Origin of the sequence: Serratia sp. PAMC26656 (assembly GCF_016469055.2) — a bacterium.
Lineage (GTDB): Bacteria > Pseudomonadota > Gammaproteobacteria > Enterobacterales > Enterobacteriaceae > Serratia > Serratia plymuthica.
In genome coordinates this window covers 4,203,490-4,222,091 of the sequence record NZ_CP150486.1, presented here as the reverse complement: position 1 = coordinate 4,222,091, position 18,602 = coordinate 4,203,490, and the positions used below count along the sequence as shown (strand labels likewise).

18 protein-coding genes and 1 pseudogene are annotated in these 18,602 nt (G+C 50.5%); 8 read left to right on the top strand and 11 right to left on the bottom strand.

Going from position 1 to position 18,602, the window contains the following annotated elements; all coding sequences use genetic code 11:
• Positions 1 to 314: 314 nt before the first annotated feature.
• The 4 genes from JEM67_RS20820 to JEM67_RS20805 all read right to left on the bottom strand — a co-directional run bounded on the left by JEM67_RS20820 (position 315) and on the right by JEM67_RS20805 (position 1,994).
• The gene (locus tag JEM67_RS20820) at positions 315 to 1,028 is read right to left on the bottom strand and encodes a TOPRIM nucleotidyl transferase/hydrolase domain-containing protein (protein ID WP_233527762.1); all 714 of its coding nucleotides are present in this window, start codon (positions 1,026 to 1,028) and stop codon (positions 315 to 317) included.
• A gap of 64 nt (positions 1,029 to 1,092) precedes the next feature.
• Positions 1,093 to 1,407 (bottom strand): hypothetical protein, encoded by a 315-nt coding sequence (locus JEM67_RS20815; protein WP_199637022.1) that lies wholly within the window; start codon positions 1,405 to 1,407, stop codon positions 1,093 to 1,095.
• Between the two features lie 43 nt (positions 1,408 to 1,450).
• Positions 1,451 to 1,672, bottom strand: a complete 222-nt coding sequence (locus tag JEM67_RS20810; protein WP_199637024.1) for a helix-turn-helix domain-containing protein — start codon at positions 1,670 to 1,672, stop codon at positions 1,451 to 1,453.
• Positions 1,673 to 1,763: 91 nt separating this feature from the next.
• Positions 1,764 to 1,994 carry a helix-turn-helix domain-containing protein gene (locus tag JEM67_RS20805; protein WP_199637026.1) on the bottom strand — a complete coding sequence of 77 codons (231 nt, stop codon included), beginning with the start codon at positions 1,992 to 1,994 and terminating at the stop codon, positions 1,764 to 1,766.
• Positions 1,995 to 2,101: 107 nt separating this feature from the next.
• On the opposite strand from JEM67_RS20805, the gene JEM67_RS20800 reads away from it, so the two are divergent.
• Together JEM67_RS20800 and JEM67_RS20795 are read left to right on the top strand one after the other, a co-directional pair.
• Complete coding sequence (locus tag JEM67_RS20800; protein ID WP_199637028.1) at positions 2,102 to 2,305, top strand: helix-turn-helix domain-containing protein; 204 nt, start codon at positions 2,102 to 2,104, stop codon at positions 2,303 to 2,305.
• Positions 2,306 to 2,583: 278 nt separating this feature from the next.
• On the top strand, positions 2,584 to 2,805 hold the full coding sequence (locus tag JEM67_RS20795; protein WP_199637030.1) for a hypothetical protein: 222 nt from the start codon (positions 2,584 to 2,586) through the stop codon (positions 2,803 to 2,805).
• A gap of 122 nt (positions 2,806 to 2,927) precedes the next feature.
• Here JEM67_RS20795 and JEM67_RS20790 read toward each other — a convergent pair whose 3' ends face one another.
• A complete protein-coding gene (locus JEM67_RS20790; protein WP_199637032.1) occupies positions 2,928 to 3,290 on the bottom strand; it encodes a winged helix-turn-helix transcriptional regulator in 363 nt (120 codons plus the stop codon).
• A gap of 124 nt (positions 3,291 to 3,414) precedes the next feature.
• Between JEM67_RS20790 and JEM67_RS20785 the strand changes: the two genes are divergently transcribed.
• Entirely contained in the window at positions 3,415 to 4,248 is an 834-nt protein-coding gene (locus tag JEM67_RS20785; protein WP_199637034.1) for an enoyl-CoA hydratase/isomerase family protein, read from the top strand.
• Positions 4,249 to 4,287: 39 nt separating this feature from the next.
• Here the strand turns inward: JEM67_RS20785 and JEM67_RS20780 are convergent, their stop codons facing one another.
• Both JEM67_RS20780 and JEM67_RS20775 read right to left on the bottom strand, forming a co-directional pair.
• Positions 4,288 to 6,057, bottom strand: coding sequence for a hybrid sensor histidine kinase/response regulator (locus JEM67_RS20780; protein ID WP_199637036.1), 1,770 nt, complete (start codon positions 6,055 to 6,057; stop codon positions 4,288 to 4,290).
• Positions 6,054 to 6,511 (bottom strand): annotated as a pseudogene (locus tag JEM67_RS20775) (DNA-binding response regulator); the annotation flags it as partial. The pseudogene JEM67_RS20775 and the gene JEM67_RS20780, both read right to left, overlap by 4 nt.
• Before the next feature lie 199 nt (positions 6,512 to 6,710).
• Here JEM67_RS20775 and JEM67_RS20770 point away from each other — a divergent pair.
• Positions 6,711 to 7,025 carry a hypothetical protein gene (locus JEM67_RS20770; protein WP_199637038.1) on the top strand — a complete coding sequence of 105 codons (315 nt, stop codon included), beginning with the start codon at positions 6,711 to 6,713 and terminating at the stop codon, positions 7,023 to 7,025.
• A 194-nt stretch (positions 7,026 to 7,219) separates the two neighbouring features.
• Complete coding sequence (locus JEM67_RS20765) at positions 7,220 to 11,023, top strand: autotransporter domain-containing protein (RefSeq protein WP_426406335.1); 3,804 nt, start codon at positions 7,220 to 7,222, stop codon at positions 11,021 to 11,023.
• 81 nt (positions 11,024 to 11,104) lie between these two features.
• Here the strand turns inward: JEM67_RS20765 and rluF are convergent, their stop codons facing one another.
• The gene (rluF, locus tag JEM67_RS20760; protein ID WP_199637040.1) at positions 11,105 to 11,854 is read right to left on the bottom strand and encodes a 23S rRNA pseudouridine(2604) synthase RluF; all 750 of its coding nucleotides are present in this window, start codon (positions 11,852 to 11,854) and stop codon (positions 11,105 to 11,107) included.
• A gap of 350 nt (positions 11,855 to 12,204) precedes the next feature.
• Entirely contained in the window at positions 12,205 to 12,648 is a 444-nt protein-coding gene (locus JEM67_RS20755; protein ID WP_199637042.1) for a winged helix-turn-helix transcriptional regulator, read from the bottom strand.
• Positions 12,649 to 12,742: 94 nt separating this feature from the next.
• Here JEM67_RS20755 and JEM67_RS20750 point away from each other — a divergent pair, with 94 nt between their 5' ends.
• Positions 12,743 to 13,984 (top strand): MFS transporter, encoded by a 1,242-nt coding sequence (locus tag JEM67_RS20750; protein ID WP_199637044.1) that lies wholly within the window; start codon positions 12,743 to 12,745, stop codon positions 13,982 to 13,984.
• Here the strand turns inward: JEM67_RS20750 and JEM67_RS20745 are convergent.
• Both JEM67_RS20745 and JEM67_RS20740 read right to left on the bottom strand, forming a co-directional pair.
• A complete protein-coding gene (locus JEM67_RS20745) occupies positions 13,961 to 14,641 on the bottom strand; it encodes a class I SAM-dependent methyltransferase (RefSeq protein ID WP_013814117.1) in 681 nt (226 codons plus the stop codon). The genes JEM67_RS20750 and JEM67_RS20745 overlap by 24 nt on opposite strands.
• A gap of 365 nt (positions 14,642 to 15,006) precedes the next feature.
• A complete protein-coding gene (locus tag JEM67_RS20740) occupies positions 15,007 to 15,435 on the bottom strand; it encodes a GNAT family N-acetyltransferase (protein ID WP_199637046.1) in 429 nt (142 codons plus the stop codon).
• Positions 15,436 to 16,588: 1,153 nt separating this feature from the next.
• Here JEM67_RS20740 and JEM67_RS20735 point away from each other — a divergent pair.
• Both JEM67_RS20735 and JEM67_RS20730 read left to right on the top strand, forming a co-directional pair.
• On the top strand, positions 16,589 to 17,824 hold the full coding sequence (locus JEM67_RS20735; RefSeq protein WP_199637048.1) for an MFS transporter: 1,236 nt from the start codon (positions 16,589 to 16,591) through the stop codon (positions 17,822 to 17,824).
• A gap of 13 nt (positions 17,825 to 17,837) precedes the next feature.
• On the top strand, positions 17,838 to 18,581 hold the full coding sequence (locus tag JEM67_RS20730) for a thioesterase II family protein (RefSeq protein ID WP_199637050.1): 744 nt from the start codon (positions 17,838 to 17,840) through the stop codon (positions 18,579 to 18,581).
• The last annotated feature ends 21 nt before the right edge of the window (positions 18,582 to 18,602 follow it).

The window sequence follows — 18,602 nt, the reverse complement described above, 5'->3', positions numbered from 1 at the left end:
CCTTGTGATTAATGTGAATTTATTATTCACCGTCTAAAGACTTTTATATTAACTTAAGTTGATAATGATTGGAACTGAGTTTTATTTTTCATGTTGTTAAAGGTGCTGGTAATGAAAGTGCTCTCCTGTTTTAGTTCTACATTATTTTGATATTTCCGGTTGTTTGAGCACCTCCCAATTCAGCAACAAAGTATCCCACTTAAACGAACCATTCACTTTTAGAGATATTCCGACATACTGATTATGTACTCTAAGCAGGTATAGGATTATCTAAGTTAAATGAACTAATATCTGCTATTGGTCGGTTGGTATTCTTATATTTTTAGCTCCACATTGTCAGGATGCTTTATTGGATTTTTAGCTCTAATATCAGTAATAACCTTCGCCAATTCTGAAAAGGTTTGCGGTACAGGTGATGCTGCGGAGGCCATATTCCCAGCGATCTCAACTTTCTTTATAGAGCCTGGTTTACCTCCATTATCTAAAATGAATTTTGCCAACTGTGAAATCCATGGCTTTTTTGGGTTAAATATTTTTTTAAAATCAGATGATTTTGTTAAAATATTACTGTCTATAGCTTTTGGTTTAAAGCAGGAGTCAATAAAACAATCTGGTGTGAAGCACTCTTCAAATGACCCACCTTTAGATCCATCCTTATATGTAACGACTGGACTGTATGGTATTTTGAAATATGTTATTAAAGGATCATTAATTAACCCGGTAACTTTTTTTCCTTCGAGATCATCATCGAACGTCACTATAATTGGGCGGTCATGACTAAGTGTTTTCCCTAAAATTCTAATTGCATGTCTCAAATTTCCGATTCCATTGTAATTTGCAATTATAATTCCTTCTTTCTCAAAATCTACACCAAAACTTTCTAACAAAGGTTGAAAGGTAATCTCTTCAGATTCACCTTCTACAAATATGTAAATACATTGCTTGCGTGCTTCACTCTTCATCACAGATTCGAATTGAAGCTCACTTAACATTTCTTCATATCGGATATCTTCGATTGTTGTTCCCATTCACTGAATCCTCAGAAAATATAATTCTACACCCTTCGGAAAATTGTTCACCAGCAGTGCCTTGTTAGAGGTGCTGACGTAACTCGATGTATTCCTCATCAGAAATCTCTCGATCTTCATAATCGAATTGGTCATTTAAAAATATTTTAGGAATAATGCTTTCAACTTTATGAAGTACCTTATATTTTTCTGCATAGCGGCGGGAGGTTTTTATATTATTTACCCTCTTTGAGAGCGAAGTTAGTCCTAAGAAGAACCATGCAATAGGCTGTAGGGTTAGAACGTTAAAATTGCTATTGATTGTGCTAAATGAGAATGCGTTGATTCTATTGAAATAATTATCAGCTATTGCGTCTTTTTTGCTATTATAAATCATCATAAGCACTCCTGAATTAAGCAGTTTTAATTATGATTTTTTAGGTTTACTGAAATTTGAACAATACAGCTAATTTAATCTCCAACCCTTCAGCAAGCACCCCAATCACTTCTAAAGTAGGATTTCTAACCCCTCGTTCAATGCCACTAATATAAGTGCGATCTAAACCACACTTATCGGCAAAGGTTTCTTGTGATAGCCCTGCCTGCAAGCGCAATGCTTTTACGCGTTGTCCAAAGAGAACTGTAATTTCTTTTGATTTTTTCATGTCGATAAGCATTATTCTTTGTTGCCTATCAGACCACGGACGATGAGTCACAAATGGTGTTTTTTTGTTGATGGGGTTAAAAGTCTAAAAATTAGACGGAATGATCAAATGCAAACAGTGTAGGCAGATCAATACTTAAACCAGTGGCAATGATAGAGAGCACTTCCAGCGTAGGGTTTCTGACCCCGCGCTCGATACCACTGATATAGGTTCGATCTAACCCACACCTATCGGCAAAAGCTTCCTGGGACAGGCCTGCCTGCAATCTGAGTAACTTAACACGCTGTCCTAAGTGGACTTTGATGGAATCGGATGCTTTCATCCGGCAATGATTCTTCTTTGATGATTATCAGTCCACGGACTATTAGTCACAATCGTTAATTTTTGTGCTATAACTGTGACTCATAGTCAACTAAAGGTGAGGTTTGTATGGAAACAAATGACTGGCATCCGGCTGATATTATTGCAAGTTTGAGGAAGAAAGGGACTACATTGGCAGCCGTATCCAGAGAGGCAGGGCTCGCTTCCTCAACACTAGCGAATACATTAGTTAGGCGCTGGCCTAAAGGGGAGAGGCTCATAGCCGCGGCGTTAGATAAACGTCCTGATGAAATCTGGCCATCTCGTTATTAACATGTATCAGTGTTCCTGACTGGGTTTATGAGGGATAAAAATCCAGTCAGGAATTGACTAGTGTCATATTTCTTTATTCTCATGTTTTTAATCAATCGTGTGAATGCATTTTGATAGGTTATAAGTTTAAATTTAATTAATTATCTTGGTAATTGAATTGGGTGTTAGTAATGCATTAAATATATTTATTTTTGTTTTTTTTAATGATTTAATTAATGCTCGTTATGGCATTGTTCTCGATTATCAATTCATATTGAATTATTACTTAGGAGAGTAAAATGCAAGTTTATAAAGATACTAATCATGATTCAGGTGTCAGAGGTTATGACATTGGGGATACATACATAACTGTATGGTTTGACGGCACTGCTAGATCTTATACCTATAGTTACGAAAGTGCTGGTGCTGAAAATGTAGAGGCGATGAAGAGGCTTGCCGAAAATGGTGATGGGCTTAATGCTTTCATCAACAACTTTGTTAAATTTAAGTATGTACGGTGATGCTTTTTGTTCTATATGTATTTTTTATGATGACCGTTTAGACGGTCATCTAATTTATATGCTAAATAATATTTTTATTTAAATCATTCCTTAATTATCTTTCTATTTTTATGGCAATCGCATCACTCGCTTTGCTCATCATACCTGCGCTGGCAGTCCTGAATTGCCTCCATATTCCCCAGCGTCCAGTTGAACAGTATCGAGAACGGCCCCTGCAAGGATTCGCCAAGCGGCGTCAGTGAATACTCGACGCCGAGCACCCGCCCATCCAACACCTTGCGTTTCACCATGCCGTTGCGTTCCAGCTTGCGCAGTGTCTGGGTCAGTACGCGCTGGGTGACGCCATCCAGGCGGCGCTTGATGGCGTTAAAGCGCTGCGGTTCACGCAGCACCTCCAGCACCATCATTGACCATTTGTCGGCGATCTGGTCGAGAACGATGCGGCTCGGGCAGTCTGCGCGGTAGATCGGGTCAGTCTTGTCCATAGGTATTCTCCAGCATCCCTGGGATGCTTAAGGTGCGTAATTGACGCCAGGTATGCAAAGTATACCATTCGACGAACGGCGCGAAAATCCAGCACCGCTATCCCCTGGCAGAAAGGACATGGATATGACAGATACAGATTTCAGCAAGCTCAGCCTGTCTCACGCGCACGGCGTATTGACGATCGCTATCGATAATCCGCCGGTAAACGTGCTTGATGTGGCACTGATGTCGGAAATGAGTCGTTTATTGCTCTCGGTACGTGACGATCCGGACACGCGCGTGCTGGTTTTCCAGAGCGCGGATCCCGAGTTCTTCATTGCGCATGTCGATATGGCCCTGATCGATGAGCCGCACGCCTTCGATGAACTGGCGCGCAACGTGCCGGAGGGGCTTAATCCGTTCCAGGCCTTTGGCGAACTGATGCGCAGCCAACCGCAGGTCACCCTCGTTAAGCTGGCCGGGCTGGCACGCGGCGGCGGCGCAGAGTTCGTGGCGGCAGCCGACATGGCCTTCGCCGCAGAAGGGCGGGCGGGGCTTGCCCAGTGCGAAGCCCTGATGGGCATTACGCCCGGCGGCGGCGCGACCCAATATCTGACGAGCCGCATGACGCGCGGCCGCGCGCTTGAAGTGATCCTTGGCGCCGATCTTATCGACGCGGCAACCGCAGAGTGCTACGGCTGGATTAATCGCGCATTGCCCGCCGCCGAGCTTGATGAGTTTGTCGATCGGCTAGCACGCAACATCGCGGCATTGCCTGCCGGGGTTATCGCGGCGGCCAAGCAGGCGATGCCCGCGCCGGACCTGCGGGCGGGCTTTCAGCGCGAGCACGAAGCCTGGGCGGGTTTGTTTGCCCGCCCGGCAGCGGAGCAGCTGATTCGCGGTGGGCTTAAGGCCGGTGCCCAAACTAAAGAGGGTGAGCGCAACCTCGAGGGCCTGCTGCGCGGGCTTGGCGTTTAAGGTGTTTTGGCGACAGGGCCGGGGGCCAGTCTGTGTTCGCTAACACCCCGCCCACTGGCTCAACAACGCATGCAATTTCGCCGGCTCCAGCGGCTTTCTCAATACCAGGTAACCTTCCTGCTCGGCCTCTTGCAGAACCGGCGAGTTGAATTCCCCGCTGACCATGGCGCCGCTGGTATCCGGCAGGCGCTCAAACAGCGCTTTCAAGATATCGAAGCCGCTCTCGCCGGAGCGGAGCCGTTGGTCGCACAGCACGGCGAAAGGCGCGAAGCCTTCGTCGATAATCGCAAAAGCCTCCTCGGCGGAAGCCGCACAGCGCACGGTAATGCCCCAGGTGCTCATCAAACTCTCCCAGGCGGAGGTCACCAGCGGGTCATCGTCCACCACCAGGCAGGTGCCACTCAATGACTCATAGCCGGTGTTGGCGTAGCTGTTAACGCTTTCCGGCGGGTGTTCTTCGCCGGCATACAGGGCAAAGCGCATCCAGAAACGCGATCCTTTGCCTTCAATGGAGCGCATGCCGTATTTCACCTTCATCAATTTGGCGCAGCGCGCCACCACCGCCAGCCCCAATCCATGGCCGGCGCTGTCGATTTTCCACGCCAGCTCGGGCCGATAATAGGGGGAAAAGATTTTACCTTTCTCTTCGTCGGCGATGCCGACGCCGGTGTCCCACACTTCGATCAGGCATTCCTCGCCCCGAGGGCGGATCGCGATCAATACGCCGCCTTCTTGCGTATAACGCAGCGCATTTTGTATCAGGTTGATCAGCGATTGCCGGATCAGCAATTGATCGCCCATCACGCAAACCCGCCGTTTGGGCCGCCATGTGCGCAGTGATAATGCTCGGCTGTTGGCCTCTTCGCGGAACAGCGTAATCACCGAATCCAGTAGCGTTCCAATGTCCACATGGGTGGTCGCCGTACTGACGTTGCCGGACTCAATCTTGCTGAGATCGAGCAGCGAATTGAACATCAGGTGCACCGATCGCACGCTTTGTTGCAGATCCAACAGCTGAGGGATCAGCGTGGTATCACGATTCTTATGGATGATGGCCTCGATCAGAAAGCCCATCGCGTGTACCGGCTGGCGCAAATCATGGCTGGCGGTGGTCAGGAATTGGTTTTTATCCAGCAAGGCTTGTTCCGCCTCTTCTTTGGCCTGCCGAAATTGTTCCGCAAGGCGCGAGCTTTTCTCTTCGAGCAGGGCTTGCTGAATAAAAAAGGCATGCGAGGTTAATGCGTGCCGGTAAATGGCGAACCCATAAAGCAAATTGAGCATCAGCACGATCGGCATGACATCATCCAGTCGCCAGATAATGCCAAGATTAAGCACACCCCAGGAGGCGAAGAAAAAGCGCGTAAAGGTGCTGATGACCGGCGTCAGATGGGTTGCATTGGCGGCGACGATGGCCGCGATACTGATGTTTAATAACAGGAAGAAATCGAAACTGTTTTTTCCCGGGGCGATTAAATATAAGGATGAAATACCCAAGCCATGTACGAAGGCGACGTTATTAATGCGCGGCAGCCAACGGCTAATCACTGTGCTGGTGTTATTTTTCTGGGTGTCATGACGATAACGGCGATGCCATAATCTGATGGCCAATGCGCAGAGAAAATATATCCCTATCCAGGCAATAATTGGCGTGAGTTCTTTCCCCAATAAATAGAGCCAAATGGCGAAAGGAATACCCACAAAGGACACGGCGGTAAAACTGAAGACCAGCCGCATGAAGGTATTGTCCAGCAGGCGGATCTGCGCTTGTGGGGAGATCTCATCATTTTGTAATGATTGAAGTAATTTCATTGCGAATGGTCCTGCCTGCCATGCAGCAGGGTGATGGCCTCCACCCGGCTGTTTACGCCTATTTTTTTAGAATTTTGCTAATGTGCTCTTTAACCGTGGGTTCGGAAATAGACAGCTGCGCAGCTATTCGCTTATTGGGAAAACCGCGCATCATCATGATTAATACTTCTATTTGTCGCGGGGTTAAATTGAATTTTTGCAGGTGGCTGTGAGCGCTGGTTACACATTCCCCGTGTTCCAGAGGGAACCAATTTTTATTTTCAATCAGAGCGGAAACGGCTTCGGCGAATAATTCAGGTGGTTCGTTTTTCAGCACAAAACCGTGCCCGCCGGCATCACGCACCTTTTGCCATATTTCATTGTTCTCATCGCCGCTGACCACCAGAAAACGAATCTTCGAATACTGGTCTTTTAGCTCTTTGAGTAACTTCAGCGCCGTCCCCTTGGACAACCAGTGCATAATCTTGCTCCAAAGAGATCTCCTTTCGTGTAAACGTACCAGATTGGCTCCGATGACTTGTTATTATCAACCCTCCCTACTCTAGGAGGGTTTTTTTAACTTAATAAATGAAAATATATTATTCTGGGATTTGGATAAGGTAAAACATAAAACCATTCAGCGATTGGAACTGTCTGGTTACAAAGGATAATTTATGAAAAAATCACTTATTGTTTTAGCCGTTACTTTACTGGTGGCCGGCTGTTCAATGTTGAAAACCGATCAGGTAATACCCTTGCTGCAGGCGGAAACGACTAAAATGCTGGGCCTGGGCTCATCGGATGAAATTACCGTGACCAATGTTAATGGCGGGCAGCCTGATGCGCTGGGCGGGCAAAAACTTTCTTACCGCGCCACCACGGAAAAAGGGCGGATCTTCGACTGCTCTTCGATGATGATGCCAGGGTTTTTAGGATCAGCGCCATCGCTGACTACGCCGAGCTGTACCCCGGTCGTCATACATAAATAATTCACTCAGGGGGTATTGATGACGCTTTTTGGTTTTCCGATGCTGGAGCGTCAGCTCCGGGGGAAATACGCTTCCACTTAGATGTTCAATAAACAAGCGTGTGCGAAATAATGTCTTATAATTCCATTGGTTCATTGAATTTTTATATAACAACATTTTTCGCGACATAGCGCTAATTAGTACGGAGATAACCCATGAATGACATTATATTGCAACCTTTAGTGGTTAAAACACCGCTTTCCAAACTTTACCTCGCTCTATTTTACGCGCCGCTTTTGATGCTGGCGCCCGTCGATATTGCTCGCGCAGACGATGTGATTTTTGACGGCTACTCAGTTATTTCCGAACCATTGGCCTACACTGGGGATGTTTACGTCGGCCGCAATCGAATCGGAAACCTGCAAATCCGTAATGGCCAGCTCACCGCTTATAACATCCACATCGGTCGGATGTTCAACGGTCAGATTTATGACAGCATGATCACGGTCCGCGGGTGGAGATCCGAATTGAACGTGGTGAACGACCAATCAGTACTGCGCGGCAATTTGAACTTGGAGTGGGGTACCTTGTGGGTTGATGAGGGCGGGCTGGTCAGAGCGAAAAATATCGTAGTAGGTACCACCCGCGGCTACGACAGCAGGATTGAGATAACGGGCATCCAATTCCGTTCTCGAGTCGCCAGCAATTTTCTCCGCGTCGGCACCGAGTTGGGTGCCCGATCCACCGTGTCGATTACAGGATACGCGATGTTGAATACCATCTATGATGCACATGTTGGCAATGGTTTCGGGCCTGATGAGACCGATAAGCTGAGCCCTAAAGTCACCGTCACGGGGGCACTGTCCCAGTGGAACGTCGGCCGCGCGCTCACGCTTTACGGCGATCTGGACGTACTAAACGGTGGGGTGGTCAACGTTGGCAGCGCAGAGATTGCCGGCGTTTCAGGTTCGCGCAAAACTGCCGAATTATATATTGCTGGCAATGGCTCGCGCTTTACCAGCGGGAGCCATGTCAGCGTGGGGGATTACGGCAACGGTGTGCTTTCGGTTGTTGACGGCGGTGAATTTTCCGCCGGCGCAAACGAACTGCGGTTGGGCGATACCGGCTCCGGCTCGAACAGAGGCGCACTGATCATCGGCAGCCGCGGCAATATGGATACCGGCACCGGATTGACCGAACCCACGCTAGGCGCGGCGGGTGGCGCGGGCACTATCGATGCCCAGACGGCGGTCAACCTGCGGGGCGGCTTGTTCGGCAGCTATGTGTACTTTAACCATACTTCCGATAACTACGACTTCCGCAACAAGATGATGGGGGAAGGCGAGGTTATCAATACCGCCGGGCATACGACGCTGAGCGGCGATCTGACCCAGCTCAAGGCGAATGTGACCGCGCGGGGCGGCAAAATCATCATCGCCGGCGATATCAATACGCAACCAGAAGACAGTCCTTTCGACGTGCAGACGCTGAGCGCCGAGAACGGCGGTACCTTGATCCTCAACGGTACGGCCGGTTCTGACGTCAGCAATGGCCTGGGTTACAGCAGCGCCGCGTCGATCAAATCCGGCGGTACGCTGGGCGGCAACGGCACCTTGGGCCAGACCGAGATCCAGTCCGGCGGCCATATTTCCCCCGGCGACGGCAATATTGGCACGCTTACGCTGAAACGCGATTTGAATTTCCTCGGTGAATCTTTCTACGACGTCGATATCGCCGGCGACGGCAGCAGCGACAAACTGGTTGTCGCGGGTAAAACCACCCTCAGCGAGCAGGCCAAAGTGCAGGTTACCGCGCTGGAACCGCAAACCAGTTATCAGACCGTACAAAGCTATCGCATTTTAACCTCGGAGGGTGGGATTGACGGCCGCTTCGCCGAGGCTATCTCAAAATCTGCCTTTTTGGACGTGGCGCTCAACCACAGTACGAATGCCGTGGATCTGACGATTGCGCAAAAAGGCGGCGAGGGCGGCAACTTGGGTCAGATCGAGATCCAGTCCGGCGGCCATATTTCCCCCGGCGACGGCAATATTGGCACGCTTACGCTGAAACGCGATTTGAATTTCCTCGGTGAATCTTTCTACGACGTCGATATCGCCGGCGACGGCAGCAGCGACAAACTGGTTGTCGCGGGTAAAACCACCCTCAGCGAGCAGGCCAAAGTGCAGGTTACCGCGCTGGAACCGCAAACCAGTTATCAGACCGTACAAAGCTATCGCATTTTAACCTCGGAGGGTGGGATTGACGGCCGCTTCGCCGAGGCTATCTCAAAATCTGCCTTTTTGGACGTGGCGCTCAACCACAGTACGAATGCCGTGGATCTGACGATTGCGCAAAAAGGCGGCGAGGGCGGCAACTTGGGTCAGATCGAGATCCAGTCCGGCGGCCATATTTCCCCCGGCGACGGCAATATCGGCACGATCACGCTGAAACGCGATTTGAATTTCCTCGGTGAATCTTTCTACGACGTCGATATCGCCGGCGACGGCAGCAGCGACAAGCTGGTTGTCGCGGGTAAAACCACCCTCAGCGAGCAGGCCAAAGTGCAGGTTACTGCGCTGGATCCGCAAACCAGCTATCAGACAGGACAAAGCTACCGCATTTTAACCTCGGAGGGCGGGATCGACGGCCGGTTCGCCGAGGCTATCTCAAAATCTGCCTTTTTGGACGTGGCGCTCAACCAGAGTACGAATGCCGTGGATCTGACGATTGCGCAAAAAGGCGGCAACCCAGGCGAGGGCGGCAATCCAGGCGAGGGCGGCAACCCAGGTGAGGGCGGTAACCCAGGCGAGGGCGGCAACCCAGGTGAGGGTGGTAATCCAGGCGAAGGCGGCAACCCAGGTGAGGGCGGCAATCCAGGTGAAGGTGGTAACAAGCCCGGTATTTTCCAAACGGTGGCGCAAACCGGCAACCAATGGAATACCGCCGGTGCCCTGTCGACGTTGGCGCAGAGCGGCCCTTCACTGGCCTTATACAACTCTTTGCTGTTGTTGAACGCGCCGGAAGCCCGCGATGCATTCAATCAACTGTCTGGTGAAGTCTATCCCTCCATTCAGTCAAACCTGATTGCCGGCAGCACCCAAGTGTTCAGTGTCCTGAATCAGCGCATGTTGCGCGCGTTCGATAATGATGCGTTGCCCGTTCCACCGCTGGCGATGACGCTGGTTCAGCCGGCCAATGCCGAAAATAACGGCGTATGGGGGCAGACTTTCGGCTCCTGGACAAGAAACAGCGGCAACGACAACGTGGGGAAACTGGATGGCAACACCAGCGGCTTCTTGATCGGTGCCGATCGTAAACTCACCGACCACAGTGTCCGCGTTGGGGGATATTTTGGGTATAGCCGCGGCGATTACGATATTGATAGCCGCCGCTCCAAGTCCGACAGCGACAATTACCACCTGGGTCTGTATGCCGCAGGGCAGCAGGATGCCTTCTCCTTGCGCGGTGCGCTGGGTTACACCTGGCATCGGCTTGAGAATGAGCGCAACGTTGATGTCGGCAATTTCTCCGATCGGCTCAAGGCGGACTATGACGCTGACTCGCTGCTGGCATTCACCGAAGCGAGCTACCGTTTTGGTCAGCCGGAGGCGAACGTCGAGCCCTTTATCAATCTGAGCTACATCCGTCTGCACACCGATAACTTCCAGGAAAAGGGCGGCGCCGCCGCGCTGAGCGTCCGCAATGAAACGATGAATACGTTCTATTCAACATTGGGCGTGCGGGGTATCAAAGAACTGCCGAAAAACGTCAGTCTTTACGGTTCACTGGGTTGGCAGCATGCCTACGGCGATAAAAACACCTCATCGCGCATGGCATTTGCCGGCAGTGACGCTTTTGTCACCCAGGGGCAGGCGGTTGACGACAATCTGATGGTGGCTGATGTCGGGGTGAGCATGAAGCTGTCGCGATCCACCACGTTGGCCGTCGGTTATCAAGGGCAATACGGTTCTGATACTCAGGTTAATGCGGTCAATGCCAACATCAAATGGTCATTCTGATGTGCTGATGAATTAGGTCTCTGTGGTATCGAGATGTCGCTGGGCAACGGGGTGTTGCCTGGCGATATCTCAGCTTCGGCGCTATTGTGCCGCAAGGCAAGGCTCTTCAGACGAAGAGTACTCAATCAGCTTAAATAATTCGAGCCGTTCATCAGCGGTAAAATCCCGCCACTCGCCCAGCGCCAGCCCGGTGAGATCGACGTTCATGATACGCACGCGCTCAAGCTTGGTGACTTCATAACCGAAATATTTGCACATGCGGCGAATCTGGCGGTTAAGCCCCTGAACCAGCGTGATGCGAAACACCTGCGAGGTTTCTTTCTCTACCTGACATGGATGGGTCACTTTACCCAATATCGGCACACCCGCTCCCATACCCTGAATAAACGCCTCGGTCAGCGGCTTGTTTACGGTGACCAGGTACTCTTTTTCGTGATTATTGCCGGCGCGGAGGATCTTGTTGACCAGCTCCCCCTGATTGGTCAGAAAAATCAGCCCCTGAGAGTTTTTATCCAGGCGGCCGATAGGGAAGGTGCGTTTGTCGTGGTTAACGAAATCGCCGATGTTATCCCGCTCGTGCTTGCCCATGCTGGTGAGGATGCCAACCGGCTTATTGAGCGCGATAAGCACCAAATCATCCGCGTCACGCGGCGCGATCGGCTGACCGTTAACCTTCACCCTGTCCCCTGAAAATACCTGTGCGCCCACGGCGGCCAGCCTGTCGTTGATAAAAACGTTGCCCAGTTTGATGTGGCGATCGGCATGGCGACGGGAACAGATGCCGCTGTCGCTAATGTATTTGTTAAGGCGAATGGATGATTGAGTCAGCATGGTTTCCCCGTAAAACGCGGACTATACCTTACGCAGGGGACGTTGCAAGGCCGGGGCACGTTCACGTCGTTTTAAGCTCGGTCACGCCAAGCAAGGTTATTCTCCTTGCTACGTACCTGAGCACGGCTTCACGTTGTTCTGCCGGAAACCATAAAGTGTCATATTTGAACTGTTTTGTTTCTTTCGCGTCTCTGCCAATCCAAAGGTTATCTCTATTAGCCATAAAGTGTCATATCTGACACTTTATGTCTTTTATGCATGCCGATACTCTGATTTCAGGCGTACAAGGTTCAACGATGACCTTCCTCGGCAGGTTTGCCCGACAGTGGGAGCCATGGCGACGCTGATGCTCATTCCACCTTCACCACTCTGGTATTCAGCGGCGTAAGAGTCTGCCCGCCGTGGCCGGTCGGCGTCATGCGTGGGATAGGTTGGCCGCTGCCGCTTTCCACCAGATGTGAGTGCGCCTCGCCCCGTGCAAACAGATGATCTTCCCCCCACTGGCGCAAGCCGACGATCACCGGGAACAGGGCGCGGCCCTTGTCGGTGAGAATATATTCCTGATAGGCGCTGCCGTCCGAGGCAGGCACGATCTCCAGCACCCCGTGCGCCACCAGCGTGCGCAGGCGGGTGGAGAGAATGTTCTTCGCCATCCCCAATCCCTTTTGAAACTCGCTGAAGCGGCGTACGCCGTCAAAGGCGTCGCGCACGATCAGCAGAGACCACCAATCGCCGATCACATCCAGCGTGCGTGCCACCGGACACTGCGCATCTTCCAGGCTTTTACGTTTCATGGTTCAGTTCCCTTCATGATATCTGGTTGCATTATAAAACCTCTACGCGTAAAGTTCATTGGGTTTAATAATGAAACCACTTTAAGGGTGAACGATGAGTGACAAAACGCTGGATCCGATCTGTCCGCCGCAAAGCCGTGCGCTCAGCCGGCTGCCCGTTTCACTGGTGCTGCTGCTGGCCGGGGCCAGCGCTTTCAGCGTGGCTAACGTGTATTACGCCCAGCCGCTGCTGGATGCGATCGCTCATGATTTCAACATCAGCCTGGCGTCGGTGGGGATAGTGATCACCGCCACCCAGCTTGGTTGTGCGCTGGCTCTGTTGCTGGTGGTGCCGCTGGGGGATCTGATTAATCGCCACCGGCTGCTGGCGGTACAGCAACTGTTATTGATGGCCGCGCTGTGCGTGGTGGGATGGGCGAACAGCAGTGCGCTATTGCTGGTAGGTATGCTGTTGGTGGGTTTGCTTGGTACCGCCATGACTCAGGGATTGGTCGCCTTTGCCGCCACCTTGGCGGCACCGCATGAACGCGGGCGGGTGGTGGGCGCGGCGCAAGGCGGGGTGGTGCTGGGCCTGTTGCTGGCGCGCACGCTGTCCGGCGCACTGGCGGATATCGGCGGCTGGCGGGCGGTCTATTTTTTCTCGGCTGCGGTGACGTTGATCCTGCTGCCGGTGTTGTCGCGCCTGTTGCCAACGCCGCGCACGCCGCCGTCGACGCTCAGTTATCCGGCCTTGCTGTACTCCATGCTGGTTTTATTACTGCGCGATCGCACACTGCAAATTCGCGGCATGCTGGCGCTGCTGATGTTTGGCGCGTTCAGCATCCTTTGGAGCGCGCTGGTGCTGCCGCTCAGCCAGGCGCCGTTCAATTTTTCACATTCGGTGATTGGCGCCTTCGGCTTGGTCGGGGCGGTGGGCGCGCTGGCGGCGGTGCGCGCCGGGCATTTGGCGGATCGCGGGTTAGGGCAAGTGGCGAGCGGTGTCTGCCTGCTGTTGCTGGTGCTGGCCTGGCTGCCGCTCGGCATGCTGGAGTACGGTCTGGTGTGGCTGGTGGCCGGTATTGTGCTGCTCGATCTGGCCGGGCAGGCGATTCATGTGCTGAACCAGAGCATGATTTTTAGCGCGCACCCGCAGGCCCACAGCCGGTTGGTGGGCTGTTATATGCTGTTTTACGCCGTGGGCAGCGGGTTGGGTGCCTTTGCCGGCACCCACGTATACGCCGTGGCGGGCTGGCCCGGCGTGTGTTGGTTGGGTGCGGGCGTCAGCCTGGTCGCCTTGCTGTTCTGGTGGCTGACGCTGCGTGGCATGCCGGCCTCAGGCGCGGCGGTAGAGCAATGACAGCCGGAAACCCAGCGCGTCGCACAGCAATTGCGGTGAGGTAAAACCGCTTTCCGTCAGCAGCAATCGGGCGCGCTGCGCCGCTAGCGGATGCCAGTTGCTGCGGGTGCGTTCAATCACCTCACGTGCGCCGTCGAGGGAATGTCCGGCGCTTTGCAGCCAATGTTGATAGTGGCTGACCGGCAGGCCATCCGGCTGATAGTCGAACAGCAGCAGCGGCGCGCCTGGCGACAAACGTGCGGCCAACTGTTGCAGGAAGGCCAGCTTGGCGCCGTCATCGGCAATAAAGTGCAGCACCAGCGAACAAACGGCGGCGTCGTGCAGCGCTTGCGGCACCTGGTCCAGCAGTTGCTGGTGGAAGGTGACTCGCGGTTCGCAGCCTGCCATTTCCGCCTTGGTGCGTGCAGCTGCCAGCATGCCGGCGGAAGGTTCCACGGCGCTGAAAAGCCATTGCGGACCGATACCCGCCAACGCAATCAGTTCGTTGCCGGTGCCGCAACCGGCCAGCAGCAGCCGGGCTTGCGGCGGTAACGCCTGTGCCAGAGTGGCAGTCAGCAGCGACTGGGCGAATTGATAGCCGGGCACCAGCGTCAGAATACGGCGATCGTAGTCTGCCGCCGCAGCGTCCGGGAAACGGGTATCCGTTTGATGTTGCATGTCCATTCCTTGAATAGCCTGTAAGAGGTAAACCGGAGGATAGTCTTTAACGCAAATGAAATCCATTCTCATTGTTACATTGGCGCTGGGGAGCGCTGAAAGGCCCTCGGTACAGGACAGCTAACATCCCTGCGATGCAGGATATCGTTTTGCGGGGGTTGTAGTCTGAGCCGTGCCGGAGGCCTGAGGTTGATGACAAAGTTGTCTTTGAGTCCGAGATACCCGGGCCTAGCGCACCGAGGGGCGCTCCGACGGCCAAGGCCGTTACGACCCCTTCGGCACGCTCTCCCTAATTCCGGGCTTTGTCAGCAGTCTGAGGCCTGACTATGTCAGGCCTTTTCCTGTTTGGCTCACAGCGGATGAGGTTATTTTTTAGGCGAGTGCAGCAGGTAGTATTCTTCTCCGCCGCCGTCGTTGCCGATGGTTATCTTTTGCCAGCCATGCTTATGGTAAAACGCCAGCGCCTTCTTGTTTTTCACCAGGCATTTCAGCGAGCCGGTGGCGGTAAAGGTTCGCTCCGCCGCGTGCAGCAGGGCCGTGCCGACGCCGCGTGGCGGGAGGTGAGGATCGACATACAGGTTGTGAATAAAGTTATCCTGGCGATAAATCGAGACGAACCCCAGCAGTTTTCCCTGATCTTCCGCTACCCAGATATCCTCGCCTAGCGTCGAGCGGTCGAAATCCTCCAGCCGGTAATCTTCGGTATCGCGCCACGTGAACGCCGCCTTGCGCGCAGCCAGATAAAGGGTGCGCAAGAACGGACGATCGGCTTCTCGGTAGGGTCTTGTTTGCATGGCAGCTCCTTTTTATTTTTTGACACTATAGCGCGATTGACCTCACCGGCAGCAACCCCACTAATGGCCTCCTTGACTCGGGGTGCCCCAAGGGGCTGAGATTTTACCCGTATTACCTGATCTGGATTATGCTCTCCTCAATAGAAATGGCTGTTTCGGATATCATGTACCATTCTGCGTACCCAGAACGATTTTAAGCCATTTAACGAGCAATTCTGGAGCCTGAAGCTGGGTACACCAAACTCTGCATTACAGGTGAAATTAAATCTCCGCCTGATCGAGCAGTAAGTGTGAAACGAGAATGCTCCTTGAGAAGGCGTTGGCGAAATTTTTGCAATGGTTACAGGGGCCTGCTTATAGGCCAACGATCAAAAATGTGCTGCGTCTCAATCCCGATAAATATTTTACTTCCCTCTCAAGCTACCAAAAAATAATTCAGCAGAATTACCTGACCGAAAAATTATGGCGTTAACGTAAAATCGGTCAAATTATTGATGTTCCTAAATTCGAAAGTCCTCCACTCGAAATCATTAGAGAATATGAATTATATTAGTTCATTTAATAGACACCTTTACAGGTCATTCGGTATTACTAAACCTGTACTCAAATCACCGTTCTGGTTTTTTATACTAATTATTTTAATTTTTATGGTTAATAATATTGTTTTGTCGATTTTTATAGTCAATTTAAGATGTGTGTTTGGCGGGATTAGATCTAAGTCTAACATTATCAATCAAATAAAATCTGTAATTTATGTATTTATAATCATTTTATTTGAATAAGATCGCCGTAACATAGTGTTAATTGCTAAATCACTATGGATCAAATAACTTCTTTTGTTTGTTTTTTAGGTTAAAAATTCTATTTTTTTCAATATAATTTACTTTTTTAACTACAAATTATGGTTTTTAATAAGTGATTTATCCTTTCTTATTTTTAAGCAAGAAAATGCAGCCGTTTCCTTCGCGGACCGCATTTTTTATGGGTTCTGTGCTGTTTGTTACTTTTTGTAAGTTAAAAAGGTGGGTATAAAGTTAATGCCATGTGATTGACAAGGTCTATCAATACAGATTTACTAATCAAACTTACAAAAGCTGAAGATTGGCTGAATCTTATTTACATAGTGACTGTAATAGCAACATAGGGAGCGTTCATGAGTGATAATTCTAAGGCTGTACCTGGGATGGTGAAGAATCAAATGAGCAGTTACAAAGAACGAACGGCCATTTTTACGCTGGTATTACTTTCTGCTTTAGGGCCAGCTTCATTTCAGATTTTTTTGCCTTCTGTGCCTAATATCATTAAAGATTTATCGTCCACTCCAGGAGTAGCAAATCTGACAATTTCGCTCTCAATGTTGAGCTTTGCATTTTTTTCGCTCTTTTACGGAAGAATGGCTGACAGATTTGAAAATAAAAAACTACTGATTATTGGTATGCTTGTGCTGATTGTGGGGAGCATTATCGGGTATTTTTCGAATAATATCGAAATGGTTATATTAGGCAGGGTTATTCAACCAGCGGGTGGGGCGGCAGGTGTCGTTGCAGCACGAGCAATGATTATGCGTTTATATCAAGGCGAGAAAGCAGCTAAAATAATGTCACGTCTAGTTGCTGCAATGATGACAGCTCCTTTAATTGGCGTGCCATTGGGGGGGGTGTTGACGGATAACTACGGATGGCGATCTAATTTTACCTTTATCGGTTTATTTGCCTGTGTCGCATTGATTTGCGTAGTTCTTATGGTACCGACTGTCAGAAATACTACCGAAAATAATGCTAACTTCAGCTTGCTGCAAGCCTATAAACAATTAATCAGCAATCATATTTTCTCAGGAAATGTATTCCAGTTTGGACTGTCCCAGTCTGCATTTATGATAATACTGGCTACCTCACCCATTGTGCTGACGACAACGTTTGGCTTTACTGCAGCGGAATCCAGTATTGTGCTGTTGATTTGCTCACTCAGCGTCATTGCTGGCAATCTTTTGTCGGGCCGTTTGCCAGACTCTGTTCTGCTGGCACAGCGCCTGAAATGGGGCAGTCTACTCGGCGCTATATTTAGCTCTGCGGGTTTGGTTCTCACACTGATTGCGCCGCTTTCACTTTATGTGCTTGTTATTCCTGCGATGCTGTTTTGCTTCTTTTTCGGTGTAACGGCACCTGCTGCACAGACCAGTGCAATCGGCGCTAAACGTGAATTAGCGGGCACAGCCGCCGGGTTTTGCATGTTTATCAGCATGATTTTGGCCAGTATTGCGACGCAGTTTGCTGCAGAAGTGAATGATGGATCGCCGCATATCTTGATGGGGTCAGTAGCATGTCTTGCGGTAATTGCCTTCATACTGGCACTGAAAGGGTCAAAGCCAGAGTCTTTATTTAATAAGTAAGTAGATGATAATTATGAAAACTCAGTTTATTCGTGAGTGCCATTACTCGCCTGAAAATCGGCATAATCTAATCTGCTTTCCGCATGCTGGAGGTGGTACAGGTCGCTACCATCGCTGGGGGAGTGAGGTTGGGAAATACGCTAATGTTTATGCCCCGGTTATTGCGGGCCGGGAAGAGCGTTTTCCTGAGCGGGCAATGAACAGCGTCGAATCTGTTATTGATGATATTTATGCGAGGATCAGGCCAGCTTCAGCTGAAAAACTTTATGTGTGTGGCGTGAGTTATGGCGCACTGTTGGCGTACGAACTGGCTAATCGTTTCGAAAAACAGGGCATAGTTGTTGATGGCGTTTTTATTGCAAGCCAACGAGCACCCTATGTATGCAAAGAGATTATCGACTGGGAAAATATATCTGATAAAGCATTGGTTGATGCTTTAACGAGTCTCAGTGACAGAAGTAATGCTGGATTTTCGGATGATGAATACTTCTCTATTTTTGCCGATACAATAAGGCGTGATTTGTGTGCCAGTGACAATTTTCAACCAGCACAACCCAGAATTCTAAATGCGCCAATTTATATTAGTTATGGGAATTTAGATCCAGTGATACCCCGTAATTATATTGATTCTTGGGCGACGATGAGTCATGCGTCTATTAATGTGACTGAACATAATACTGGCCATTTTCTGATGGATGAAAATCGGGATATTTGGTTAAGTGATGTTGTGAAGTTTGTGCGCGCTAATTATCTCTGATTATTCTGATTAATGAGGCTA

What these genes read in the sequence shown, in the direction of transcription:
- JEM67_RS20820 (WP_233527762.1), bottom strand. Translation starts at nt 1,028, where the DNA reads ATGGGAACAACAATCGAAGATATCCGATATGAAGAAATGTTAAGTGAG.
- JEM67_RS20815 (WP_199637022.1), bottom strand. Translation starts at nt 1,407, where the DNA reads ATGATGATTTATAATAGCAAAAAAGACGCAATAGCTGATAATTATTTC.
- JEM67_RS20810 (WP_199637024.1), bottom strand. Translation starts at nt 1,672, where the DNA reads ATGAAAAAATCAAAAGAAATTACAGTTCTCTTTGGACAACGCGTAAAA.
- JEM67_RS20805 (WP_199637026.1), bottom strand. Translation starts at nt 1,994, where the DNA reads ATGAAAGCATCCGATTCCATCAAAGTCCACTTAGGACAGCGTGTTAAG.
- JEM67_RS20800 (WP_199637028.1), top strand. Translation starts at nt 2,102, where the DNA reads ATGGAAACAAATGACTGGCATCCGGCTGATATTATTGCAAGTTTGAGG.
- JEM67_RS20795 (WP_199637030.1), top strand. Translation starts at nt 2,584, where the DNA reads ATGCAAGTTTATAAAGATACTAATCATGATTCAGGTGTCAGAGGTTAT.
- JEM67_RS20790 (WP_199637032.1), bottom strand. Translation starts at nt 3,290, where the DNA reads ATGGACAAGACTGACCCGATCTACCGCGCAGACTGCCCGAGCCGCATC.
- JEM67_RS20785 (WP_199637034.1), top strand. Translation starts at nt 3,415, where the DNA reads ATGACAGATACAGATTTCAGCAAGCTCAGCCTGTCTCACGCGCACGGC.
- JEM67_RS20780 (WP_199637036.1), bottom strand. Translation starts at nt 6,057, where the DNA reads ATGAAATTACTTCAATCATTACAAAATGATGAGATCTCCCCACAAGCG.
- JEM67_RS20770 (WP_199637038.1), top strand. Translation starts at nt 6,711, where the DNA reads ATGAAAAAATCACTTATTGTTTTAGCCGTTACTTTACTGGTGGCCGGC.
- JEM67_RS20765 (WP_426406335.1), top strand. Translation starts at nt 7,220, where the DNA reads ATGAATGACATTATATTGCAACCTTTAGTGGTTAAAACACCGCTTTCC.
- rluF (WP_199637040.1), bottom strand. Translation starts at nt 11,854, where the DNA reads ATGCTGACTCAATCATCCATTCGCCTTAACAAATACATTAGCGACAGC.
- JEM67_RS20755 (WP_199637042.1), bottom strand. Translation starts at nt 12,648, where the DNA reads ATGAAACGTAAAAGCCTGGAAGATGCGCAGTGTCCGGTGGCACGCACG.
- JEM67_RS20750 (WP_199637044.1), top strand. Translation starts at nt 12,743, where the DNA reads ATGAGTGACAAAACGCTGGATCCGATCTGTCCGCCGCAAAGCCGTGCG.
- JEM67_RS20745 (WP_013814117.1), bottom strand. Translation starts at nt 14,641, where the DNA reads ATGCAACATCAAACGGATACCCGTTTCCCGGACGCTGCGGCGGCAGAC.
- JEM67_RS20740 (WP_199637046.1), bottom strand. Translation starts at nt 15,435, where the DNA reads ATGCAAACAAGACCCTACCGAGAAGCCGATCGTCCGTTCTTGCGCACC.
- JEM67_RS20735 (WP_199637048.1), top strand. Translation starts at nt 16,589, where the DNA reads ATGAGTGATAATTCTAAGGCTGTACCTGGGATGGTGAAGAATCAAATG.
- JEM67_RS20730 (WP_199637050.1), top strand. Translation starts at nt 17,838, where the DNA reads ATGAAAACTCAGTTTATTCGTGAGTGCCATTACTCGCCTGAAAATCGG.